17 protein-coding genes are annotated in these 21,984 nt (G+C 68.0%); 12 read left to right on the forward strand and 5 right to left on the reverse strand.

The features are described from left to right. Positions 1-95 precede the first annotated feature (95 nt). On the reverse strand, positions 96-764 hold the full coding sequence (locus N4261_RS15110) for a hypothetical protein (protein WP_261756123.1): 669 nt from the start codon (positions 762-764) through the stop codon (positions 96-98). Positions 765-981: 217 nt separating this feature from the next. Between N4261_RS15110 and N4261_RS15115 the strand changes: the two genes are divergently transcribed. The 3 genes from N4261_RS15115 (at position 982) to N4261_RS15125 (ending at position 4,761) form a co-directional block, all read left to right on the forward strand. Continuing rightward, positions 982-1,542, forward strand: coding sequence for a YaeQ family protein (locus tag N4261_RS15115; RefSeq protein ID WP_261756124.1), 561 nt, complete (start codon positions 982-984; stop codon positions 1,540-1,542). A gap of 163 nt (positions 1,543-1,705) precedes the next feature. Then, entirely contained in the window at positions 1,706-3,916 is a 2,211-nt protein-coding gene (locus N4261_RS15120; protein ID WP_261756125.1) for a prolyl oligopeptidase family serine peptidase, read from the forward strand. Beyond that, a complete protein-coding gene (locus N4261_RS15125; protein ID WP_261756126.1) occupies positions 3,913-4,761 on the forward strand; it encodes a DUF924 family protein in 849 nt (282 codons plus the stop codon). The genes N4261_RS15120 and N4261_RS15125 overlap by 4 nt, the downstream gene beginning before the upstream one ends. A gap of 104 nt (positions 4,762-4,865) precedes the next feature. Here N4261_RS15125 and N4261_RS15130 read toward each other — a convergent pair whose 3' ends face one another. Together N4261_RS15130 and N4261_RS15135 are read right to left on the reverse strand one after the other, a co-directional pair. Next, complete coding sequence (locus tag N4261_RS15130) at positions 4,866-5,321, reverse strand: hypothetical protein (protein ID WP_261756127.1); 456 nt, start codon at positions 5,319-5,321, stop codon at positions 4,866-4,868. A 240-nt stretch (positions 5,322-5,561) separates the two neighbouring features. Continuing rightward, the gene (locus N4261_RS15135) at positions 5,562-7,268 is read right to left on the reverse strand and encodes a long-chain fatty acid--CoA ligase (RefSeq protein WP_435532067.1); all 1,707 of its coding nucleotides are present in this window, start codon (positions 7,266-7,268) and stop codon (positions 5,562-5,564) included. Between the two features lie 256 nt (positions 7,269-7,524). Between N4261_RS15135 and N4261_RS15140 the strand changes: the two genes are divergently transcribed. Continuing rightward, positions 7,525-8,061, forward strand: a complete 537-nt coding sequence (locus tag N4261_RS15140; protein WP_261756129.1) for a putative pterin-binding protein — start codon at positions 7,525-7,527, stop codon at positions 8,059-8,061. Positions 8,062-8,063: 2 nt separating this feature from the next. Beyond that, the gene (locus N4261_RS15145; protein WP_261756130.1) at positions 8,064-9,941 is read left to right on the forward strand and encodes an ATP-binding protein; all 1,878 of its coding nucleotides are present in this window, start codon (positions 8,064-8,066) and stop codon (positions 9,939-9,941) included. A 91-nt stretch (positions 9,942-10,032) separates the two neighbouring features. Here N4261_RS15145 and murB read toward each other — a convergent pair whose 3' ends face one another. Next, a complete protein-coding gene (murB, locus tag N4261_RS15150) occupies positions 10,033-11,058 on the reverse strand; it encodes a UDP-N-acetylmuramate dehydrogenase (RefSeq protein WP_261760717.1) in 1,026 nt (341 codons plus the stop codon). A 161-nt stretch (positions 11,059-11,219) separates the two neighbouring features. Here murB and N4261_RS15155 point away from each other — a divergent pair, with 161 nt between their 5' ends. From N4261_RS15155 to xdp1, 3 genes are all read left to right on the forward strand, one after another. Next, on the forward strand, positions 11,220-11,714 hold the full coding sequence (locus tag N4261_RS15155) for a YajQ family cyclic di-GMP-binding protein (protein WP_261756131.1): 495 nt from the start codon (positions 11,220-11,222) through the stop codon (positions 11,712-11,714). A 94-nt stretch (positions 11,715-11,808) separates the two neighbouring features. Further along, positions 11,809-14,619: an XrtA/PEP-CTERM system TPR-repeat protein PrsT gene (prsT, locus tag N4261_RS15160; RefSeq protein ID WP_261756132.1), complete on the forward strand. Its 2,811-nt coding sequence runs from the start codon at positions 11,809-11,811 to the stop codon at positions 14,617-14,619. Positions 14,620-14,816: 197 nt separating this feature from the next. After that, positions 14,817-15,626, forward strand: coding sequence for an exosortase-dependent surface protein XDP1 (gene xdp1 / locus N4261_RS15165; RefSeq protein WP_261756133.1), 810 nt, complete (start codon positions 14,817-14,819; stop codon positions 15,624-15,626). A gap of 151 nt (positions 15,627-15,777) precedes the next feature. Here the strand turns inward: xdp1 and N4261_RS15170 are convergent, their stop codons facing one another. Further along, entirely contained in the window at positions 15,778-16,827 is a 1,050-nt protein-coding gene (locus N4261_RS15170) for an isoaspartyl peptidase/L-asparaginase family protein (protein ID WP_261756134.1), read from the reverse strand. Between the two features lie 365 nt (positions 16,828-17,192). Between N4261_RS15170 and N4261_RS15175 the strand changes: the two genes are divergently transcribed. From N4261_RS15175 to N4261_RS15190, 4 genes are all read left to right on the forward strand, one after another. Beyond that, on the forward strand, positions 17,193-18,383 hold the full coding sequence (locus N4261_RS15175; protein ID WP_261756135.1) for an acyl-CoA dehydrogenase family protein: 1,191 nt from the start codon (positions 17,193-17,195) through the stop codon (positions 18,381-18,383). Between the two features lie 308 nt (positions 18,384-18,691). After that, a complete protein-coding gene (locus N4261_RS15180) occupies positions 18,692-19,801 on the forward strand; it encodes an acyl-CoA dehydrogenase family protein (RefSeq protein WP_261756136.1) in 1,110 nt (369 codons plus the stop codon). A 236-nt stretch (positions 19,802-20,037) separates the two neighbouring features. Next, complete coding sequence (locus N4261_RS15185) at positions 20,038-20,670, forward strand: DUF3617 domain-containing protein (RefSeq protein WP_261756137.1); 633 nt, start codon at positions 20,038-20,040, stop codon at positions 20,668-20,670. A gap of 254 nt (positions 20,671-20,924) precedes the next feature. After that, positions 20,925-21,959: a P1 family peptidase gene (locus tag N4261_RS15190; RefSeq protein ID WP_261756138.1), complete on the forward strand. Its 1,035-nt coding sequence runs from the start codon at positions 20,925-20,927 to the stop codon at positions 21,957-21,959. Positions 21,960-21,984 lie beyond the last annotated feature (25 nt).

Genomic DNA, 21,984 nt, shown 5'->3' on the forward strand with positions numbered 1-21,984 from the left:
ATGGGACGCCGTATCCATGTGGCGGGTGGGACTGATGTCACACCCGGCCCGATCACGCGCGTGCGGTCAGCGTCCGTGACGCGCACCGACCGCGATCACTTCTTGCCTGCGGCCAGTTCCTTCTTGATGGCGATCTCGTCGGCCTCGTCATAGGACTTGTTGGCGCAGGTCTTCTTCCATTCGTCGCGCTTGTCCTGCATGGTCTCGACGCGCTCATTGAAGTCGTCCAGCGCCTTGGTCTGGGCATCCACCCGCTCGTTGAAGCCCTTGTACTTCTCGACGCGCTCGTTGCGTTCCTTGTTGAAGGCATCGATGCGCGGCTGCAGCGCATTGGCGCGGGTGGTGTATTCCTCCTGCTTGGCCTTGAGCTGGTCCTTCTCCATCTTGGCGGCGCCAGCTTCGATCTCGGCACCAAAGACCTTGATGGCCTCGATGTCGGCCTTGAGCTGGGTACCGCGGGCCTGGAGTTCCTGCTCGGCCTTGTCCTGCTCGGCCTTGTAGGCCTTGAGCGCGTCGCGCTCGGCCAGCACGTCCTTTTCCTTGGCCTTGAGCGCGAGGTTCTCATCCTCCAGCGCCTGGTTCTCGACCATGCAGGTACGCAACTCGTCGCGGGTCATCAGCTTGCCCTTGGGCTTGGCTTCGGCGGGACGGGCCGTCTTGGCGGGCGCCTTGGCATCGGGCTTGGCGGTGGCGCCGGATTGGGCCATGGTCAGGCCGCAGGCCGTCAGGGCGGCCACAGCGACGATCGTGCGCAATGTGTTCATGTGGGGCTTTCCTGCATCCGGTGGGATGCTGTCTCGTCGGTCAGTTCTAGGGCACCTCGAGCAGCCGATGCAGGCGCCACTCCGGGTCGGAGGGCCGGCCGCCGCCGAGGCAAAACGGAGGACGCCCGGCGCCAGGGCCGCGCGTCGCGGTCGGCATGATGCCACGAGCCGGATAATGCGCCGCTTCAGTTCGTTTCGGCTTCCAGCCACCGCAGCCATGGCGCTCAAAGCCACCATCCACAAAGCCCAGCTCCAGATCTCGGACATGGACCGCCATGTCTACGGCGATCACAGCCTGACCATCGCCCGCCATCCCTCGGAAACCGATGAGCGCATGATGATGCGCATCCTCGCCTATGCGCTGTACCAGCCGGCGGACGATCGGCGGGGCCGGCTGGAGTTCACCAAGGGCCTGTCCGATGCCGATGAGCCCGCCCTGTGGCAGCTCGACCTCACCGGCGACGTCGTCCAGTGGATCGAACTCGGCCAGCCCGACGAGCGCCGGCTGCGCCAAGCGCAGGGTCGGTCCGAGGAAGTCACCGTGATCGGCTTCGCCAGCAGCACGCCGGTGTGGTGGGCGGGGCTGCAGAACAAATTGCAACGCACACCCAAGCTGGCGGTGTGGCAGATTCCGGCTGACCAGTCGCAAGCACTGGCCGGCCTGGCCGAACGCAGCATGCAGTTGCAGATCAGCATCCAGGACGGCACCGCTTATGTCAGTACGGAGAAGGGCTCGGTCGACATCACGCCCGTGCTGCTGAAGGAACGCGGCCAGTAAAACGCAGTCAGTCACGCGCAATCACTCACGCGCGGCCGGTCACCGCGACCCGTCACGCCACGGTGCAGTCACACCCCCAGGCATCGCGCATGCCACAGAGATGGCCGCAGCCATCGTGACGGGCAGGACACGCAGCACACGCAAGAAACCAGGAGACGCCGACGTGCAGACAGAACCCCGAACCGACGCCATCGCCGCCCCCGCCGGACCCGCGGATGCCGACGCTGCGCCCAGCCAACCCGCCCGGCTCGCGGGATCGACGGCTAATACCAACACCGACACCGACACGGCGCCCGACGCCGGCACCGACGATCCGTTCCTCTGGCTCGAAGCCCTGGACGGCGCCGAAGGCGAACGTGCGCTGCAATGGGTACGGGAGCGCAATGAGGCCACCTTGGCGGTGTTGAAGGCGCGACCGGAGTTCGAGCCCATTCGCCAGGACCTGCTGCAGCTGCTCAATGCCAAGGACCGCATTCCGCATGTGGCGCGACGTGGCGCGTGGTTCTACAACCTCTGGCAGGACGAACAGCACCCCCGCGGCCTGTGGCGGCGCTGCACGCTGGAGGAGTTCCGTCTGGCCGAACCGCCGTGGCGCGTGGCCCTGGATCTGGATGCGCTGGGGCGCGCAGAAGGACGCAGTTGGGTGTTCCACGGCGCCATCGCACTGGCACCGGACTATCGGCGCTGCCTGGTGTCGCTGTCCGACGGCGGCGCCGATGCCCATGAACTTCGCGAATTCGACCTGGAGACGCTGCAGTTCATTCCGCCCGAGTCCGACGGCTTCTTCGTCCCTGAAGCCAAAAGCGATGTGGAATGGCTGGATGAGGACACGCTGCTGGTGGGCAGCGATTTCGGCCCCGGGTCACTGACGGATTCCGGCTATCCCCGCCAGATCAGGCAATGGGTGCGCGGCACGCCGCTGGCCTCCGCACCGGTGCTGTTCGAGGGCGAGGCCTCGGATGTGTCGGTGTCGGCCAGCGTGGACCGTACGCCGGGCCACGAGCGCGTGTTCTTCAGCCGCTCACTCGATTTCTACAACGAGGCCCGGTTCCTCTGGCGCGAGGGGGATTTCCTGCCCATCGACCTGCCCAGCGACATGAGCGTGCATGCCCATGGCGCCTGGTGGCTGCTGCGCCCGCGCAGCGACTGGACGGTGGCGGGCCGCACCCATCCCGCCGGATCGCTGCTGCTGCTCGATGATGCCGCGTTCTGGCTCGGTGACCGGCAGGTCCGGACCTTGTTCAGCCCCTCGTCCGGCCGCTCGCTGGATGACTATTCGCTGACCCATCACCATGTGCTGCTCACCATCAGCGAACATGTGGCCAGCCGCTTGGAGGAGTGGGACCTGTCGGCCCAGCCCCCGACGCCGCGGGCGGTGCAGGCGCCCTTCCCCGGCTCGCTCAGCGTGCAGAGCCTGCACGACACCGAGCTGTCGGACGATCCGCTCGGCGACCGCTATCTGCTGCATTACAGCGATTTCCTGAGTCCGGACAGCGTCAGCCTGGCCCAGGCCGGCATCGACGACCGGGAGCCACTCAAGCAGCGCGGCGCGCAGTTCGATGCGACCGGGCTTTCAGTGCAGCAGCGCTTCGCCCAAAGCGCGGACGGTGAACAGGTGCCCTACTTCGTCATCGGACGTGCGGATGCCGGCGCCGACACGCCGACGCTGCTGTATGGCTACGGCGGCTTCGAGGTGTCGCTGCAGCCTTGGTATTCCGGCGGCAACGGCCGTGCGTGGCTGGCCCGCGGCGGCCGGCTGGTGGTGGCCAACATCCGGGGCGGCGGCGAATACGGACCGCAATGGCACCAAGCTGCCACCGGCGAGCACAAGCAGCGCAGCTTCGACGACTTCATCGCCGTGGCCGAGGATCTGGTCGCCCGCGGCCTGACCCGCCCTGAACGACTGGGCATCATGGGCGGCAGCAACGGCGGCCTGCTGGTGGGCGCCTGCATGGTGCAGCGCCCCGAGCTGTTCGGTGCGGTGGTCTGCCAGGTGCCGCTGCTGGACATGAAGCGCTACCACCTGCTGTTGGCGGGCGCCTCCTGGATGGCGGAATACGGCGATCCGGATGACGCCGAGGATTGGGCTCACATTGCCAAGTACAGCCCCTATCAGAACCTCCGCGCCGGTGTCCGTTATCCAAGGGCGCTGTTCGCCACCTCCACGCGTGACGACCGTGTGCATCCCGGCCATGCGCGGAAAATGGCGGCGCGGCTGGCCGATCTGGGCCAGGACTGCTTCTATTTCGAAAACATCGAGGGCGGCCATGGAGGCGCTGCGGACAACCAGCAGCGCGCTCTGTTGCAAGCCCTGGAGTTCAGCTATTTGTGGCAACAACTCGGCAGGGAGGCCTTGAATGGAGTCGCAGCGTGAATATCGTCATCCAGCATCATCCCGAGACCCGATGCTTTCTGGCGCAGCCGCAACCCGGGCTGCATTGCCGACTGGACTATGAGCGCCATGGCGAACAGCTGATCATCACCCACACCGGGGTGCCGGCCCAGTTGCGCGGTCAGGGCCTGGCCGGGCAACTGGTGGAGGCCGCTGTGCGGTGGCTGGCCCCGGTGCCGCTGCAACTGGTGCCCGGCTGCAGCTACGTGCGCCACTGGCTCGCCAGCCATCCCCGCTGGCAACGCCTGCTCACGCCCGCAGCCGCGCAGCGGGTGCTGAACGAATGGTTCGGGGTGCCGGGCAGCGTCGAGGACGGCCAGATCCAGCCAAAGTGGTTCAAGAAGGACGCGGCCTTCGATGCCTCCTTGCGCGAGCGCTTTGGTGAGCCGGTGGAGCGGGCACTGCGCGGCGAACTGCGCGAATGGGACCATACGCCCTGGGGCGCACTGGCTCGCCTGCTGCTGCTGGACCAATTCACCCGCAACATCCACCGGGACACGCCGAAGGCCTTTGCAGGTGACGCACTGGCACTCCCGCTGTCACTTGATCTGCTGCCTCGCGTACAGGGAATGACGGTGCTGGAGCGCTGGTTCATCGCCATGCCGCTGGAGCATGCGGAAGACCTGTCGATGCAGCAACGCAGCGTGCAGTGGTTCGAGACCTTGGCCGAAGAGGATGAACGCTTGAAGGATGCGCTGGACTATGCGCGCCGGCATCGCGAGGTCATCGAGCGGTTTGGCCGATTCCCCCACCGCAACCGCATCCTGGGCCGAGAGAGCACGGCGCAGGAAATCGACTTTCTGAAGCAGCCGGGCTCCGGCTTCTGAGTCCCACGGCCCGGGATCGACCAGGGCGAGTGAACTGGGGCGCGCGCACTGGGGCGCACGCACTGGGGCGCACGCAGCGGGCGACGAACACCAGCGCGGGGGCCTCAGATCCAGTGAAAGCCCTTGGCCATGACCGCCGTCAACCCCAGCGCCACGGCGATCAGCGCGCCGAACAGGATGCGGAAGTCATGGGTCCGGATGGCGGTGATGGCCAAATGGACCTCCTGGCGGAAGTCCCGCAGCTCGGTCTTGAGCTCGCTCGTTTCTGACTTGATGTGATCCACGGTGGTCTCCAGCTTGGCGACTTTGAGGGCGAGGTCCTGAGACTGGGCGACCGCCGCCAACGGGTCGAGGGCCTCGATCGGCGCAGGCGAATCCCTCCAGCGCGCGATGGACTCGCAAGATGGGCCGGGCGCGCACGTGGGGCCGTGCCGGCCGGCGCCTTGAACTTCCAGGCCGTGGGCACCTTGGCCCAGTCCGGCGCCAAGGCCCAATCCAAGGCCGGTGCCCAGGCCGGCCCCCAGGTTCACACCCAGGCCCAATGAGGCGGTACTGCTCATGCGATCACTCCTTGTGAATGGATTCGACGGGATGCCTTGCGCCCCTGAGGAACGCATGGACGAAGTCTTGCGCGAATCACGTCGCCACGCCAGTCGGAGAGGCGCCCTCGGAGGGGGGAGCCGATGGGGGAGTCGGCGGGGGAGCCGTCGCAGAGGGCCGTCGGCGAGGGGGTCGGAGTGCGTCGCCGCCGAGGGCGGGGCAACGCGTCGGTGCTGCGCCTCGGTGCGAGAGGGGGCGCCCTACTTGGGTTCCTGCTCCTGGAGCAGTCGCCACATCACCTTGCCGGATCCGGACTTGGGCAGCGATTCGACGAATTCCACCACCCGCGGCGCCTTGTAGGCGGCCATGTGCTCATGGGCCCAGCCGATGATGTCCTGATCGGTGACCTTGCCACGCGCTTCCGCGCGCAGGACCACCACGGCCTTGACGGTTTCGCCCCGGTAAGCGTCCTTGGCGGCGATGATGCACGCCTCCTGAACCGCCGGATGGCGATAGAGCAGCATCTCCACCTCCGAGGGCCAGACCTTGTAGCCGCTCGCGTTGATCATGCGCTTGAGTCGATCGGTGATGAAGAAATAGCCCTCCTCGTCCATGCGGCCCAGGTCGCCGGTGCGAAAGAACGGCTGGCCGTCCAGCGTCACGAAGGCCGCCTCGGTGGCCTCCGGCTGCTGCCAGTAGCCCTTGAACACCATCGGCCCGCGGGTGATGATTTCGCCCACCTCACCCACCGGCAGTTCCTCCAGCGAGGTCGGATCGACGATGCGCGAATCCACGCCGAAGAGGGGAATGCCCAGGCATTGCAGCTTGGCGCGCTCCGGCGGATTGCCGTGGCTGGGCGCGGCCGTCTCGGTCAGGCCGTAACCCTCGGCGAAGGTCAGGCCGAACTCCTCCTGCAGCCGTTCGGCCACCGCCTTGGGCATCGCCGCCCCGCCCCCGCTCAGGTAGCGCAGGCTGCCCAGCTGGAAACTGCGGTAGTTCGGGCTGGCGAAGAGGTCGATGATCATGGTCGGGATGCAGGTCCAATGAGTGACCTGATAGCGCGAGATCAGCCGTCCGCACAGTTCGCGATCCCAGCGCGGCATGATCACCAGCGTCATGCCGATGAACACCGGTCCGAGCACGCCGTAGAGCGTGCCGGTGATGTGGAACATCGGCACCACGGCCAGGCCCACCGATTCCGCGCTGGCATGGCCCCACTGGCAGCCGCCGCAGCTGTTGGACATCAACGTGGCATTGGTGTGGACACAGCCCTTGGGCAAACCGGTGGTGCCCGAGGTGTAAGGCAACATGGCCAGGTCATCCGGGCCGGCGGTGTGGGGCCCGGGCAAATGGCCGCCCGCCAGCGCCTGCGGCCAGGCGGTGGCACCCGGTGGCAGCGCGTGACGGGCCGTGAGCCAGGCCACCATCGGCGCCGGCGCGCCGCAGTCCGCATCGGGGCCGCCCTCGGGCAGCATCTCGCCATAGTGGGTGACCAGGATCGTCGGACGCTGGGACTCGGGCAGGCGTTGCGCCGCCGCGTGCACGATGCCGGCCAGCTCGCCGCTGCAGATCACCACCCGGGTCTGCGGGTCGGTCAGGTAATGGATGAACTCGTCCTCCCGGTTCATCGGGTTGACCGGCACCACCACCGCATCGGCCCGGTTCACCGCATAGAACGAGATCAGGTATTGCGGGCAGTTCTGCATGAAGAGCGCCACCCGTTCGCCCTTGGTCACGCCCTGGGCCTGCAGCCAGCCTGCCAGCGCCTCGGCCTGACGGCGCAAGCCGTCGAAGCTGAGCGTGGCCCCCAGGAACTGGGTGGCCGCCTTGTCCGGATACCGCGTGGCGGCCACCTCCAGGTTGAACCAGAGCGAGGTCTGCGGAATCGCCAACTGGCGGGGCAGACGGGCAGGCCAGTGGCTGTACTGCACAGCGGCCTGTTCGGGACGAGGGGTGACCACGCGCATCATCGGGCTTGTCTCCTGTTGTCTTTCGAATGGTGGCATCTTCCGGGCTGGACGGTGGCGGCCTTGTCGCCGCAGCGACAGCACACGGGGGTCGGGCGACGCTGCGAGGCCGGATCGGGTCATGCCCTCACTGTGGCGTAAATCCGACTCGGGCCCCTGTAATCGGGTGGTACCGGCGCTGGCGGCGCCGGCCCTGCCGATTACCATGCGCGGTTTTGACCGCCGCCGCCCCCACAAAGGGCTGTCGAACGCTCCCATGCTGCCCGCGCGCCGTTCCGCCCTGACCGGGCTGCTGCTCTGTGCTCTGTCGATGAGCGGATCGCCCGTTCTGGCGGATGGCACGGCGCCGTCGCCGCCGCTGACGGCGCCCACCGGGCCGGTCGTGCTGAGCATCGGCGGCGCGCTGCGGCACACCAACCAGGGCGGCCGGGCGGAATTCGACATGGCAATGCTGGAGCGACTGCCGCAGGTCAGCTTCCGGACCCAGACGCCCTGGTACCCGACCGCCCGCAAGTTCACCGGCCCCTTGCTGCGCGATGTGCTGAACCTGGTCGGCGCGCAGGGTCAGACGATCGAGGCCAAGGCGATCAACGACTACAAGGTGATCCTGCCCGTGGCGGACATCCAGCGCTACGACGTCATCGTGGCGCGCCTGATCGACGACCAGCCCATGCCCCTGCGCGACAAGGGACCGTTGTTCATCATCTACCCCTTCGACCGCCACGCCGAGCTCCGCAACAGCGTCTACTACGGTCGTTCCGCCTGGCAGCTCAAGCGCCTGGAGCTTCGCTGACCATGGCCTCCCAGTCCCGCAGCCTTGCCCTTCGCCGTCGATGGCGTCTGTTGATGACGTCGATGAGCCTGTTCCTGGTGCTGGCGCTGGTCGGCGTCGCGTGGTTGCAGGCGCGGCAATACCAGTTGCTCAACGGGACGCGGCGCTACCAGGACGACTACCTCGTCTGGAGCCTGTTCCAGTTCGAGACCGAATACCTGAAGCTGCGCCTGGCGCTGGAGCAGGCCGCCGGTCCCAGCCTGGTGGTTGACCCGGATCAGGTGGCACAGCGCTACGAGATCTTCGTCAGCCGGCTCAACCTGGTGGAGAGCGAGCATGCGGCCGTCGTGCTCTCCCGCCATCCCGATTACCAGCGCACCCTGGCGCGCACCAAGGACTTCATCCGATGGGCCGACGCCCTGCCGCTGGATGCCGCCCTGATCCGTCAGCACCCGGAGCGGCTGGGCGACGTCATCGAACGCATGGAGCCGCTGGCCGAGCCGATCCGCGAGCTCTCGCTGACCTCCACCCATCACGTGGCGGAGGACGTCACCCATCGCAATGAGGTCATCCGCAGCCAGAGTCTGGTGAGCCTCGGTCTCACGGCGGTGCTGTCGGCCTTGATTGTGCTGTTTGCCTGGGTGTCGATGCGTCAGTTCCGGCGCCTGGAGCGGTATGGCCGGAAACAGGAGGCGCTGGCCGCGCGGCTGCAGGACGCCCAGCGGGATGCGGAAGCTGCCAACCGCGCCAAGACCGTCTTCCTGGCCAACATGAGCCACGAACTGCGCACCCCGTTGCAGGGCTTGCTGGGCATGCTGGGCATGCTCAAGGAGGCGCCACTGAACACCGCCCAGCAGGGCCAGTGGCAGGCCGCCAATGACTGCGCCCGACATCTGCTGGCGGTGCTGGGCGACATCCTGGATGTGACCCGCATGGAAGCGGGCGGGCTGTCGATCGCGCCGGAACCGCTGCAGCTCAGTGCGCTGATGCGCGAACTGGAAGCACTGAGCCGGCCGCAGGCCAGCGCCAAGGGCCTGGCCCTGCAGTTCCGCATGGAGGACGACGTCCCCACCTGGGTCCAGGCCGATCCGACACGGCTGCGCCAGATCCTGATGAACCTGCTGAGCAATGCGCTGAAGTTCTGTGACCGCGGTCAGGTGGGCTGTCAGTTGAAGCGCGGTGTGGGCCCGCTGGGCGAGGACCTGCTGATCTTCGACGTCAGCGACACCGGTCCCGGCATCGACGCGGAGACGCTGGCGCGCCTGTTCCAGCGCTTCAGTCAGGGCGACGCCAGCACCTCCCGCCGCCACGGCGGCGCCGGACTCGGACTGGAGATCTCCCGACGCCTGGCCCGCGCCATGGGCGGTGACATCGATGTGCAAAGCGCGCCCGGCCAGGGCGCCCGCTTCACCCTCACCCTGCCGCTGCGGCCGGGACCTCAGTCAGGCACCGCGGCGCGTCCGGGTCCCCTGCCCTCAGTGCTGGAGGTGCCGGCGGCGCCCGTGGCCGGCATGCGGGTGCTGGTGTCGGAGGATCATCCGACCAATCGGCTGGTGATCGAGGCCATGCTCAACAAGCTGGGCCACCATCCGATCCTGTGCGAGAACGGACTCCAGGCGCTGCATGCCTTGCGGCAGCAGGATTTCGATCTGGTGCTGATGGACCTGCACACGCCGCAGATGGATGGCTTCGAAGCCACCCGCGCCATGCGCGAGTTGCCGGCGCCGCGCGGTCAGTTGCCGATCGTGGCGCTGTCGGCCGATGCCTTTGAGGAATCTCGCCAGCGGGCGGATGAAGCCGGCATCAGCGCCTTCCTGTCCAAGCCTGTGGACCTGGAGACGCTGCAGGCCTGCCTGCAGCGCTTTGCTCCACCGCCGGCGGGGCCCGAGGCGGCCACCTGATCGCGTCGAAACGCAGCGACGCGCGGCCAAACACGGCTGGGCATGGCCGGTTGGTTCAGAGAGCCGATGGCGCGCAGGCGCCTGCGGCGCTTCAAACGACCACCGGCTCCGGCTCCAGCCGAATTCCGAAGCGGCCATAGACGCTTTCCTGAATCGCCCGCGCCAGGGTGACGACTTCCGCCCCCCGGGCCTCGCCGCGATTGACCAGCACCAGCGCCTGGCGTTCATAGACCGCGGCGCCGCCGACGCTCTTGCCCTTCCAGCCGCAGGCATCGATCAGCCAGCCGGCGGCCAGCTTGAAGCTGCCGTCGGGCATCGGATAGTGAACGATGTGCGGATCCCGGGCGATGATGTCCCGGCACTGTTCGGCACTGACCACCGGGTTCTTGAAGAAGCTGCCGGCGTTGCCGATGAGCGCGGGGTCGGGCAGCTTGGCGCGACGGATCTCGCAGATCCAGTCGAACACCTGCCGCGCGTCGGGCGCCACGATGCCGGTCTCGGCGATCTTGCGTTCGATGTCCAGATAGCCGAGCTGCGGCTGCCACGGCTTGGGGCAGCGCAGCCGCACCGTGGTGATCACGCTCTTGCCGGCCAGGCCACCGTAGCCGGTCTGCTTGAAGACGCTGTCGCGATAGCCGAAGCGGCAGACCTCGGCCGGCAGCGTCACGCGACGGCCGGTGGTGAGGTCCACGACATCGACATTCTCCAGACGGTCCTTCATCTCGATGCCGTAGGCACCGATGTTCTGCACCGGCGCTGCGCCGACCGTGCCCGGGATCAGCGCCAGGTTCTCGAGGCCGGGAATGCCCTGCTCAATCGACCAGGCCACCGCCTCATGCCAGCCCACGCCAGCGCCGGCCTCGATGATCCAGGCGTCCTCGCGCTCGATCAGCCGCAGGCCGGGGATCTCCATCTTCAGCACGACGGCGTCGACATCGCGGGTCAGGACCAGGTTGGAGCCGCCCCCCAGCACGAACTTGGGCGAGCGGCCCAGTTCCGGATGATCGACCACCCGGCGCACGTCCAGTTCCTCGCGGATGCGCACCAACCGCCGCGCCACCGCCGGCAAGCCGAAGGTGTTGTAGGGCTTGAGGTTGACGTCGGTCTCGATGATCAGGCCTTCTCGGCGCTCGGTCGGGGGGGTGATGGGGGCGGACTGCATGGCAGAATTCTCGCCCAATATCTCCGCCGCCCGGCCCGCGCCGGTTCACACCGCGCGCTGGCACCGGTCTCGATGACGCCGGCCGGCATTCTTCCCTCTCAGCCGTACACCTCACGATGCCCAGCTTCGACACCGTTCTCGAACCCGACATGGTCAAGGTCCGCAACAGCGTGGACGCCAGCACCAAGGAAATCGCCACCCGCTTCGACTTCAAGGGCACCAGCGCCGCCATCGAGTTCAAGGAGAAGGAAAAGGAAATCCACGCCACCGGCGATGCCGAGTTCCAGCTCGAGCAGATCGAGGCCGTGCTCTATGCCAAGCTGACCAAGCAAGGCGTGGTGCTGGGCTTCGTCGACAAGCAGGACAAGATCGAGAAGCTCGGCGGCGACCGCGTCAAGCAGGTCTACAAGATCAAGGCCGGCCTGGAAGCGGCCGAAGCGAAGAAGATCGTCGCCGCCATCAAGAACAGCAAGCTGAAGGTGCAGGCGGCCATTGAAGGCGATACCGTGCGCATCACCGGCAAGGCCCTGGACGATCTGCAGGCGGCCCAGGCCGTGCTGCGCAAGGACCTGGCGGACCTGCCGCTGACCTTCGACAACTACCGCAAATAAGCCCCGCCGGCCGCGCCACGCCCCACGGGCCGCACCTGCCCCAGGGGCGGCGTCGGACGGCGGACAGCGGCCCGCGCGGGTTCCCGGGAATCCCATGAGCTCATTCCGACGCCGCACCGCTGCCGCCTTCGCGACCACGGTGCTGGTCATGCTGACCGGACCGGCGCTGGCCGACAGCGTCAAGGCTTCGCGCTACTACGAGGACGCGCTCAAGCGCTTCGAGCAGCGGGATGTGGACGGCGCCATCCTTCAGCTCAAGAACGCGCTGCAGCAGGACGCACGGATGCTGAGCGTGCATGTGCTGCTGGGCAAGGCGCTGCTGTCGCGCAGCGAGGCCGCGGCGGCGGAAATCGAGTTCAACGAAGCCCTGCAGCTGGGCATCAACCGCGCCGAAGTGGCGGTGCCGCTGGCGCAGGCGTTGGTGGCCCAGGGCAAGCAGGCCGAGGTATTCAAGCTGGCGGCGCTGTCGCCTGACGGTCTGCCCGACACCATCCGACAGCCGCTGCTGCTGGTGCGTGCCGGTGCGGCGTCGGACCTGGGCGATACCGCGCGAGCCCAGGCGCTCATCGACGATGCCCGCGCGCTCAACCCGAACACGGCCGAATCCTGGCTGGCCGAAGTGCCGCTGCGCCTGCGCCTGCGCCAGTTCGATGCCGCACGTGTGGCGGCCGAACGCGCGCTGAAGCTCGCGCCGAGCAGCGCCGAGGCGCTCTACCAGTGGGCCAGCATTGCGCATGTCCAGGCCCGTCTGGAGGAGGCGCTCCAAGGCTACGACCGCGCCCTCGCGGCGGACGGTCGCCATCTGGAGGCCCAACTGGCGCGCATAGGCATCCTCGTCGACCTGGGCCGCAACGACGACGCCCAAACCGTGCTCCAGCGGCTGTTGAAGCAGGCGCCGACCGAGCCGCGCGCGCTCTATCTGAACGCGGTGCTCGCCGAGCGGCGTGGCGACGGCCTGGCGGCAAAGGCCTCGCTGAAGGCGGTGACGTCGCAGCTCGATCCGGTGCCGATCGACTTCATCCGCTACCGCCCGCAGGCGCTGATGCTCAACGGCCTGGCCCATTACGGCCTGGGCGAACTGCAGAAGGCCAAACCCTATCTCGAATCTGCGCAGCGTCAGCAACCCAACAGCCCGCTGTCGAAGTTGCTGGCCCAGGTCTACGCGGCCGAGCCGAATCTGGAACGCGCCGGCGAGGTGCTGGAGGCCTACCTGAAGGCCTTCCCCGGTGACGCCCAGGCGCTGGTGATGATGGCCTCGCTGCAGATGGCCCAGGGCCGCCACGCGCGCGCCACCGCCCTTATGCAGGACGCGCTGCGGGGCCGGGATGCGCCGGAATTCCACACCGCGCTGGGCCTGTCGCTGATGCGCGGCGGTCAACTGGGCGGTGCGGTCGATGAGCTGGAGAAAGCCTTCCAGCGCGATCAGAAGCAGTCGTATGCCGGCATGGCGCTGGCCACCCTGCACCTTCGCAACCGACAGCCCGCCAAGGCGGTGGCCGTGGGCGAACGGCTGGTCAAGCAGCAGCCCGCCAATCCCGCTGCCTGGATGATGCTGGGCGTGGCCCGCCGTGCGGCGAACGATCTCGGCGGCGCGCGTCTGGCCTTTCAGCAGGCACTGCAGTTGGATGCCTCGCTGGTCGAACCCCAGTTGGGGCTGGCGCGCCTGGACATCGCACAGCGCCAGTGGGAGGCGGCCCAGCAGCGGCTCGACGCCCTGCTGAAAGCGGACGAACGAAACCCTGACGTGCTCTATGAACTTGCCCTGCTGGGCGAGGCGCGCGGTCAGACGGCCGAGGTGCGCCGCTGGCTGGAGAAGGCGGTGGAGGCCAGTCCGCCCCGCCAGACCCGGGCGGATCAGGCGCTGGTCGCCTGGCTGATGCGCCAGGACCAGGCGGGCGCGGCACTGGAGGCGGCCAAGCGGCTGCTGGCCAAGACGCCGGACGATGTTCAGGCGATGACCACCTATGCCCGCGCCCAGCTCGCCAACCGGGATGCCACGGGGGCGCGGTCCACGCTCAACGGCGCCGCCCGGCGCTCCGGGTTCGAGCCGCAGGCGCTGGTGGACATCGCCACGCTGCAGCTCGCCGCCAACGACCTCACCGGCGCGGCCTACAGCCTGGACAAGGCCCTTTCCGCCGCGCCACAGCACATCCCCGCGCTGGCGCTGTCGTCCAGCGTGTCCCTGCGCCAGGGCAATGCGACGCTGGCGGAAAAACAGGCGCGCCAGGTTCTTCAGCTGCAACCCGGTCGGGCCTCAGGCCATACCCTGCTGGCCGATGTGGCGCAGTCCCGCAATCAATCGGCGCAAGCTTTGGAGTCGCTGCGCAAGGCGCATGAAGTCGAGCCGACCAGCGGCAGCCTGCTGGCGCTGATGCGGGCGATGTCGGCGCAGGACGGCGCCGGCAAGGCGACCCAGGACCTCGCGGAACGCTGGCTCAAGACCCATCCCAATGACGTCGTTGCCTGGAAGGCGCTGGGCGATGCCCAGGCCCGCGCCGCCAACTTCGGCGCGGCCCGTCGCAGCTATGACGGGGCGCTGAAGCTGCGCCCCTCGGACGTCGAAGCGCTGAACAACCAGGCCAACGTTCTGATCCGCCTGGGCGATGCGCCCGGCGCGGCCGCCCTGGGCGACCGGGCACTGGCCGTGGATTCACGCAATGCGCTGGTCATCGACACTGCCGGCTGGGCCCATCACCTGGCCGGCAACCGCGATCGTGCGCTGCAGCTGCTGCGGGATGCGCGCCTGCGCGAGCCCGCCAATCCGGAGATTCGCTACCACCTGGCCGCCGCGCTGGCACAGGCCGGTCGCAAGGCGGAGGCGCGGGAAGAACTGGACGCCGCCCTGCGCAGCACGTCATTCGAGAGCCACAAGGAGGCGCTGGCCCTGAGCCAGACCCTCAGGTGAGGGGCTGATCGCGCTGTCAGGAAAATTTACATTGGCACCCCAGGAATCGGCGCCAGGGCAATTCAAGTGCCTGTCGCCAAAGGATTCATGACGGGTGGCCCGGGGCTTGCTTTACTGGTCACGACTGCACCAACAAAGACACCGATACGTCGGCGGGACCGGGGAACGACATGCGCCATGCACACGCACCACAACGATTGATTCAACGACTGGCTTCCGTGGCCCTGATGGCCTTGCTGCCGTTGGGCGCACAGGCCGCCTCCACCTGGACCGCCAGCAACTGCGCCACCAACTGCGCCGAGACCGGCGATGCGGCGCCCAATGTGAGCTACTCGGCCTACTCTGCCGCGATCAACACCAACAGCGCCGGCGCCTATGTGAGCACCGGTGCGTTTGCTGCGAGCAACCTGGCGTACTACTCGGGCAGCGGCTTTGGCGTTGTCGCGCCGAGCGGCGATACCGCCTCGCCCAACCATGCCCTCGACAACTATGGCTATCAGGACCTGATCCTGCTGAAGTTCGATGACTTGGTGAAGCTGACGCAAGTCAAGATCGGCTGGTCGCAATACGACAGCGACATCTCGGTGCTGGCCTACACCGGCTCGACCTCCGGCATCACGCCCTCGTCCACCATCGCCGGCAAGACCGCGAGCACCTTGACTTCGTCCGGCGGCTGGAGCCTGGTGGGCAGCTATGCCGATCTGGTCAGCGGCAGCGACAAGGCCATCAATGCCGCCGGCATCAGCTCCAGCTGGTGGCTGATCACCGCCTACAACTCGCAACTCGGCGGCACGGCAACCGGCAAGGACGGCACCACCGGCGGCCTGACCCGAGGACTGGGCACCGCCTACGCGGGTTATGACTTTGTGAAGCTCTATTCGGTCAGCGGCACCACCACGCCGCCGACCAACCAGCGCGTGCCGGAGCCGGCCACGCTGGCCTTGTCCGCTGTCGCACTGTTGGGTGTGGTCGGCATCCGCCGTCGGCGCAACAAGGCCGCAGCCTGACCCGCAGCGACGTCGGCAATGATAAAAAGGCGACCTTCGGGTCGCCTTTTTGCTGCGATCGCCCAAGGGCTGAAATGATCAGTCAGTCGGGTCGATGGGTCAGTCGGACGATCCCTCAATCAATGGATCGACGGACCCTTCGCCCCGCTCGTCATTCGTCGCGATAGATCCCCACAACGGGTGCCTCACCCGGCCGGACCGCGCCGCGGTACATGCCCTCGGTGTTGAAGCCCATCCAGACCTGACCCCCGGCATCGACCGCGATCAGTCCGCCATCGCCGTCGACCAATGCAAGCTCCTCGAACACCACGCGCTGGCAGGCGTCGGCCAATGACAGGCCGGCATGCCGCATCAAGGCCGAGACCTCATGGGCCGCGCAGGCCCGCATGAAGGCTTCGCCGGTGCCGGTGCACGACACGGCCACGCTGCGGTCGTCCGCATAGCAGCCGGCGCCGATGATGGGCGAATCGCCCACCCGTCCCGGCCGCTTGTTGGTCATCCCGCCGGTGGACGTGGCTGCCGCCAGATGGCCGTTCGCATCGCACGCCACGGCGCCGACGGTGCCGAACTTTGTCTGCTCGTCGATCGGCCCGGTAATGGCGCCCGGCGAGGGGGAACGCAGTTGCGACGGCGCTTGAGCAGACCGATCGGCCGCCAATCCGGCCACCGCCGCCTGCCCGTCGTGGTCCAGCATCTGGCCGCGCGCCAGCTCGCGCGCCTTGAGCAGTTGCGCGTGCCGCTGCGGGGTGTCGAACCAATCGGGCGCGACCGTCTCCAGCCCGTGCGATTCGGCAAACGCCTCCGCTGCCTCGCCCACCAGCATCACGTGGCCGCTGTGGGTCATCACCGCGCGCGCCGCGAGGATGGGATTGCGCAGCCGCCGCACCCCAGCCACCGCACCGGCGGCGCGGGTGCGACCGTCCATCACGCTGGCGTCCAGTTCGTGACGGGCATCAGCGGTGAAGACCGCGCCCTTCCCGGCATTGAATAGCTCGTTCTCCTCCAACCGGCGAACCGCCTCGGTGACCACCTCCATCGCCGTCGCACCGCGCGCCAGTGCGCGACCGCCGTCCTCGAGGATGGCTTGCAGCGCCGCGCGGTACTGGGCTTCCATCTCAGGCGACATGCCGCTGCGAAGCAGCGTCCCGGCGCCGCCGTGAATGGCGAGCACCGGATGCGAAAGTGGCTGTGCTGGGGTCATGGGGGTTCCTGGAGCGGCTGGTGAAGGGTCGTCGGCTGCGCATTCTGCCCGCGCGCAGAGGGATGCACCGCGTCACCGCATGCCGGGGTGGGCGCGCGGCCATGCCCCTGCCGCGGCATCACGCAAGACGGAGCGCACGAAGCGGTAAACAGAGCGGTGAACGAAGCGGTGCATGAAGCGAGGCAGGATGCAGTCCGTCATGCCCCGGCATTGCATCGCGGGCGGGATGAGCCTTTGTCCCGGTCGAGACAGGGGAAAAGCGAACGGGCGTGCTAAAAACTGCCGCAGTCCGCGATGCGTGACCCCAGGCGCCGACGAGTGCCGGTCGCGACCGCGTTGCGATCCAGCGATTCAGGAGACAAGCGATGGACCTCAACTTCACCCCGGAAGAACAAGCCTTCCGTGCCGAGATCCGGCAATGGGTGGCCGACCACCTGCCCCCCGACATCAGCCACAAGGTGCACAACGCCCTGCGGCTGACCAAGGACGATCTGCAGCGCTGGGCCCGGATCCTGGGCCAGCAGGGCTGGCACGGTTGGGCCTGGCCTCGGCAGTTCGGCGGTCCGGGTTGGAATGCGATCCAGCGCCATCTCTTCGAAGAGGAATGTGCCCTGGCCGGCGCGCCCCGCGTGGTGCCGTTCGGCCCGGTGATGGTGGCACCGGTGATCATGGCCTTCGGCACGCTGGAGCAACAGCGCCGGCATCTGCCCGGCATCATGAGTGGCGACGTCTGGTGGAGCCAGGGCTACAGCGAGCCGGGCTCCGGCTCCGATCTGGCCTCGGTGAAGACGCGGGCGGAACGTCGCGGCGATCACTACCTGGTCAACGGGCAGAAAACTTGGACCACCCTGGGCCAGTACGGCGACTGGATCTTCTGCCTGGTGCGCACCGACGCGTCGGTCAAGCCCCAGGCCGGCATTTCCTTCCTGCTGATCGACATGAAATCGCCCGGCGTGACCGTGCGGCCGATCATCATGCTGGACGGCGAGCATGAGGTGAACGAGGTGTTCTTCGACAACGTCGAGGTCCCGTTGGAGAACCTGGTCGGCGAGGAGAACAAGGGCTGGACCTATGCCAAGTATCTGCTGGCCCATGAGCGCACCAACATCGCCGATGTGAACCGCGCCAAGCGGGAGCTGGAGCGGCTCAAGCGCATTGCCAAGGCGGAAGGCCTGCTGGACGGCGCGGCCGACGGCGGCCGCTTCCGCGACCAGGTCGCGCTGCTGGAGGTCGACATCGTGGCGCTGGAGATGATGGTGTTGCGGGTGCTCTCGGCCGAGACCAGCGGCAAGCAGTCGCTGGATGTGGCGGGCCTGCTGAAGATTCGCGGCAGCGAGATCCAGCAGCGCTACAGCGAGCTGCTGATGCTGGCGGCGGGGCCGTTTTCCACGCCGTTCATCCAGGACGCGATGGAGGCCGGATGGCAAGGCGACCATGTGGGTGCGGCGCACTGCGCGCCGCTGGCCAGCCATTACCTGAACTACCGCAAGACCACGATCTACGGCGGATCGAACGAGGTCCAACGCAACATCGTCGCCCAAACGGTGTTGGGGTGACCCCCCCTACCGGCTTACGCCGGCCCCCCCAGGGGGGCGAGCAGGAGCCCGGCAAAGCCGGATCTCCGTGCTCCGCTGGGCTGGGAGCCCCCCTACCGGCTTACGCCGGCCCCCCAGGGGGGCGAGCAGGAGCCCGGCAGAGCCGGATCTCCGTGCTCCGCTTGGGGGGCGGCGAGCGCTGCGCGCCGCCTCTTGCAATGCCGCGGTGGGCGCGGTGGGCGATGCTGGTGGGGCGTGGAACTTGATTCGGGCGGGCTTGTCGGATGCTTCCGAGAATCGACAGGACCGAGAAACGACAGGAGACAGCAATGAACTTTGACTTCAGTGACGACCAGACCTCGCTGCGGGATGCGGTGCGGCGCTTTGTGGACAAGGAATATTCCTTCGATCAGCGGCGCCAGATCGTCACGGCCGGCGGCTTCTCGCGGGCCGTCTGGGACGGGCTGGCCGGGCTGGGCCTGTCCGCATTGGCCGTGTCGGACACCCATGGCGGACTGGGCTTCGGGCCGGTGGAAGCCATGGTGGTGATGGAAGAACTGGGCCGCGGTCTGGTGATGGAGCCCTATGCCCAGGCCGCCCTGGTCGCGCCCGCCGTGCTCTCCCAGGCGCCCGACGCGGTTCAGGCCGACTGGCTGCCCCGCATCGCCAGTGGCGACGCGCTGGTGGTGCTCGCGCATCAGGAACGCCGCGCACGCTACCAACTCAATCTCTGCGACACCCGCGCCACCGACGGCCGCCTGACCGGCCTCAAGAGCCTGGTGCCCGCCGGCGATCAGGCCGATGCCTTCATCGTGCCCGCACAGGACGCCGAAGGCCTCGCGCTCTATCTCGTGACCAAGGACGCCGAAGGCCTCAGCCTTCGCCCCTATGCGCTGCATGACGGCTCCCGCGCCGCCGAGCTGACCCTGTCCCACACCCCCGCCCTTCGCCTCGTCGCCGCCGACCGCGGCCTGGAGGTGCTCGAACTCGCCATCGATGTCGCCATCGCCGCGCAAGCGGCCGAGGCCGTCGGCGTCATGGACCGATTCGTGACGCTCACCGCCGACTATCTCAACACCCGCAATCAGTTCGGCGTGCCCATCGCCAGCTTCCAGGCCCTGCGCCACCGCATGGCCGACGTGAAGATGCAGCTGGAACTCGCACGCTCCATGAGCTACTTCGCCACGCTCAAATTGAACGAGCCATCCGCCGCCCGCCGCCGCGCCCTGTCCCAGACCAAGGTCCAGCTCGGGCAGTCCATGCGCTTCGTCGGCCAGCAGTGCGTCCAATTGCATGGCGGCATCGGCGTGACCGACGAATATGTCGGCAGCCACTACTTCAAACGGCTGACCGTGATGGAAATGCAGTTCGGCGATTCGCTGCATCACCTCGGCGAAGTCAGCGCTCGGATGCAGGACCAAGCCGGCGTTTTCGTCTGACACCAGGGCCCTAGCCGTACGCCACGGTACGGCAGGGCGACCGCCTGAATTCGCCGGCCATCACCAGCCATCACCGGCCGTCGCCTGGACCTGCGGGCGGGCGAAACCGGCGCAGTGAACGTGCCGCCGCAGGCGCTTTCCTTGCGCAAAGCACCATTTGGTGGGAGTCGACGCCGGGGATCACCGACCTACACTGCCGACTCGCGTCGCGGCCGTTCGCGGCGCTGGAGTTCGTCATGCCGATTCCCCGCCGTTGGGCCCGCCTGCACGCGATGTGTCGTGTCGGCGGCGTCCCCACCTGGTCCCGTCACCGTCCGTTTCGCCCCGCTCTGGCCCTGCTGCTGACGGCCTGCCTCGCAGTGCCCGCCGTCGCCCAGACCATCAAGCCCGGACTGTGGGAGATCAAGCAGCAACCTCAGCTCGATGCCACGCGTCAGGCCCAGTTGGAGCAGGCCCAGAAGCAGATGGCCGCCCTCCCCCCGGAGCAGCGCAAGATGGTCGAACAGATGATGGCCTCGCGCGGGGTCAGCATGGACCTCGGCAGCGGCGGCGCCATCACCATCAAGTCCTGCGTCAGCAAAGAACAGGCCGAGAAGGCGATGCTGCCGCAGACCCAGGGCAAGTGCGACCACGACATCAAGCGCAACGGCAACGTCATGACCGGCCATTTCCGCTGCGCCGATCCCACCTCGGAAGGCAATACCGAGCTGGTCTTCCAGGGCGATGACCGCTACACCACCAAGACCGAGGTTCGCACCGAGCGCGGCGGCAAGACCGAGACCTTGCGCTCCACCGGCGAAGCCCGATGGCTGGGCAGCGACTGCGGCAACCTCAAGCCGGCAACCACCACCGGCACGGGCACCCGATAGCGATGGGGATCGGTGCAAGGCTTGCGGCCCTGAAAACCTCGTGGCATTGCATCTGAACCTGGTCCGTGGCCGGTCGCTCATGGTGCGGGATGTCGGATCGAGCGATGTCGGATCGAGCGATGTCGAGTCGAGCGATCATCGAATCGAGCGACCATCGGATCATCAAAACTTCTGAGCGCGTGTTGATGGGCGGGCGCCGAGGCATCATCCGACTGCACGCTCTCACCCTGCCCGCACCCAGCCACCGCTCGCCAATGACCCAGCGCTCCACACCCGCCACGCCCCCCCGGCGTGACGCCCCATCCGCGCCCACCTCGCCCTCACCCGGCAGCCTGTGCGACGTTGCGGGCCTGCGGGTCGGGCATTTCACCGACACCCGCCGGGCGACCGGCTGCAGCGTGGTGCTGTGTGAGGCCGGCGCGGTGGCCGGTGTTGATGTGCGCGGCGCCGCACCGGGCACGCGAGACACCGAGCTGCTGCGCCCCGAGAACACGGTGGCGGCGATTCATGCGCTGGTGCTCACCGGCGGCAGCGCCTTCGGTCTGGCGGCCGCCGATGGCGTGATGCGCTGGCTGGCGGAGCGCGGGCACGGATTCGCGGTCGGCGCGGTGCGGGTGCCGATCGTGCCGGCGGCGGTGCTGTTCGATCTCTGGCTGGGCGGTGTTGACACCGCCCCCACCGCCGACGCCGGACGCGCGGCCTGTGACGCCGCCACCGCCGACAACGCCCAACGCGGCAGCATCGGCGCAGGTGCCGGTGCCACCGTCGGCAAGCTGCTGGGCGTGGACCGGGCGATGAAGGGCGGCCTGGGCATGGCGTCGGTTCGGGTCGGCGGGGTGACGCTGGCGGCGATGGTGGCAGTGAATGCGGTGGGTGATGTGGTGGATCCCCACACCGGCGAGGTGCTGGCCGGCAGTCGGGATGCGCAGGGACACCCGCGTTCGACGGTACAGGCCTTGTTGTCTGGCGAGCGGCCCGGCGGTGCGCTGGCCGGCAGCGCGACCACGCTGGGCGTGATCGCCACCGATGCGCGACTGACCAAGGCCCAGGCCACGAAACTCGCACAGATCGCGCACGACGGATTCGCGCGCAGCATCCAGCCCGTGCACACCGTGATGGACGGCGATGTGATGTTCGCGCTGGCCACCGGCGCCCAGGACGTCGACGGCGACATGACCGTGCTGGGGGCGGTGGCCGCCGAAGTGGTCGCACGGGCCGTGGTGGACGCGATCCGCAGCGCCACCGGTTTGCCGGACATTCCGGCGTGGCGCGAGACAATACGCGCATGACAGCCTCTGCTCCGCCCTCTTCGTC

This window comes from Roseateles amylovorans (genome assembly GCF_025398155.2).
In the GTDB taxonomy this organism is placed as follows: Bacteria; Pseudomonadota; Gammaproteobacteria; order Burkholderiales; family Burkholderiaceae_C; genus Roseateles; species Roseateles amylovorans.

Coding starts and splice junctions, on each gene's coding strand:
- prsT (WP_261756132.1), top strand. CDS start 11,809: ATGAGCTCATTCCGACGCCGCACCGCTGCCGCCTTCGCGACCACGGTG.
- N4261_RS15115 (WP_261756124.1), top strand. CDS start 982: ATGGCGCTCAAAGCCACCATCCACAAAGCCCAGCTCCAGATCTCGGAC.
- N4261_RS15170 (WP_261756134.1), bottom strand. CDS start 16,827: ATGACCCCAGCACAGCCACTTTCGCATCCGGTGCTCGCCATTCACGGC.
- N4261_RS15180 (WP_261756136.1), top strand. CDS start 18,692: ATGAACTTTGACTTCAGTGACGACCAGACCTCGCTGCGGGATGCGGTG.
- N4261_RS15155 (WP_261756131.1), top strand. CDS start 11,220: ATGCCCAGCTTCGACACCGTTCTCGAACCCGACATGGTCAAGGTCCGC.
- N4261_RS15110 (WP_261756123.1), bottom strand. CDS start 764: ATGAACACATTGCGCACGATCGTCGCTGTGGCCGCCCTGACGGCCTGC.
- N4261_RS15140 (WP_261756129.1), top strand. CDS start 7,525: ATGCTGCCCGCGCGCCGTTCCGCCCTGACCGGGCTGCTGCTCTGTGCT.
- N4261_RS15175 (WP_261756135.1), top strand. CDS start 17,193: ATGGACCTCAACTTCACCCCGGAAGAACAAGCCTTCCGTGCCGAGATC.
- N4261_RS15190 (WP_261756138.1), top strand. CDS start 20,925: ATGACCCAGCGCTCCACACCCGCCACGCCCCCCCGGCGTGACGCCCCA.
- N4261_RS15145 (WP_261756130.1), top strand. CDS start 8,064: ATGGCCTCCCAGTCCCGCAGCCTTGCCCTTCGCCGTCGATGGCGTCTG.
- N4261_RS15135 (WP_435532067.1), bottom strand. CDS start 7,268: ATGCGCGTGGTCACCCCTCGTCCCGAACAGGCCGCTGTGCAGTACAGC.
- N4261_RS15185 (WP_261756137.1), top strand. CDS start 20,038: ATGCCGATTCCCCGCCGTTGGGCCCGCCTGCACGCGATGTGTCGTGTC.
- N4261_RS15130 (WP_261756127.1), bottom strand. CDS start 5,321: ATGAGCAGTACCGCCTCATTGGGCCTGGGTGTGAACCTGGGGGCCGGC.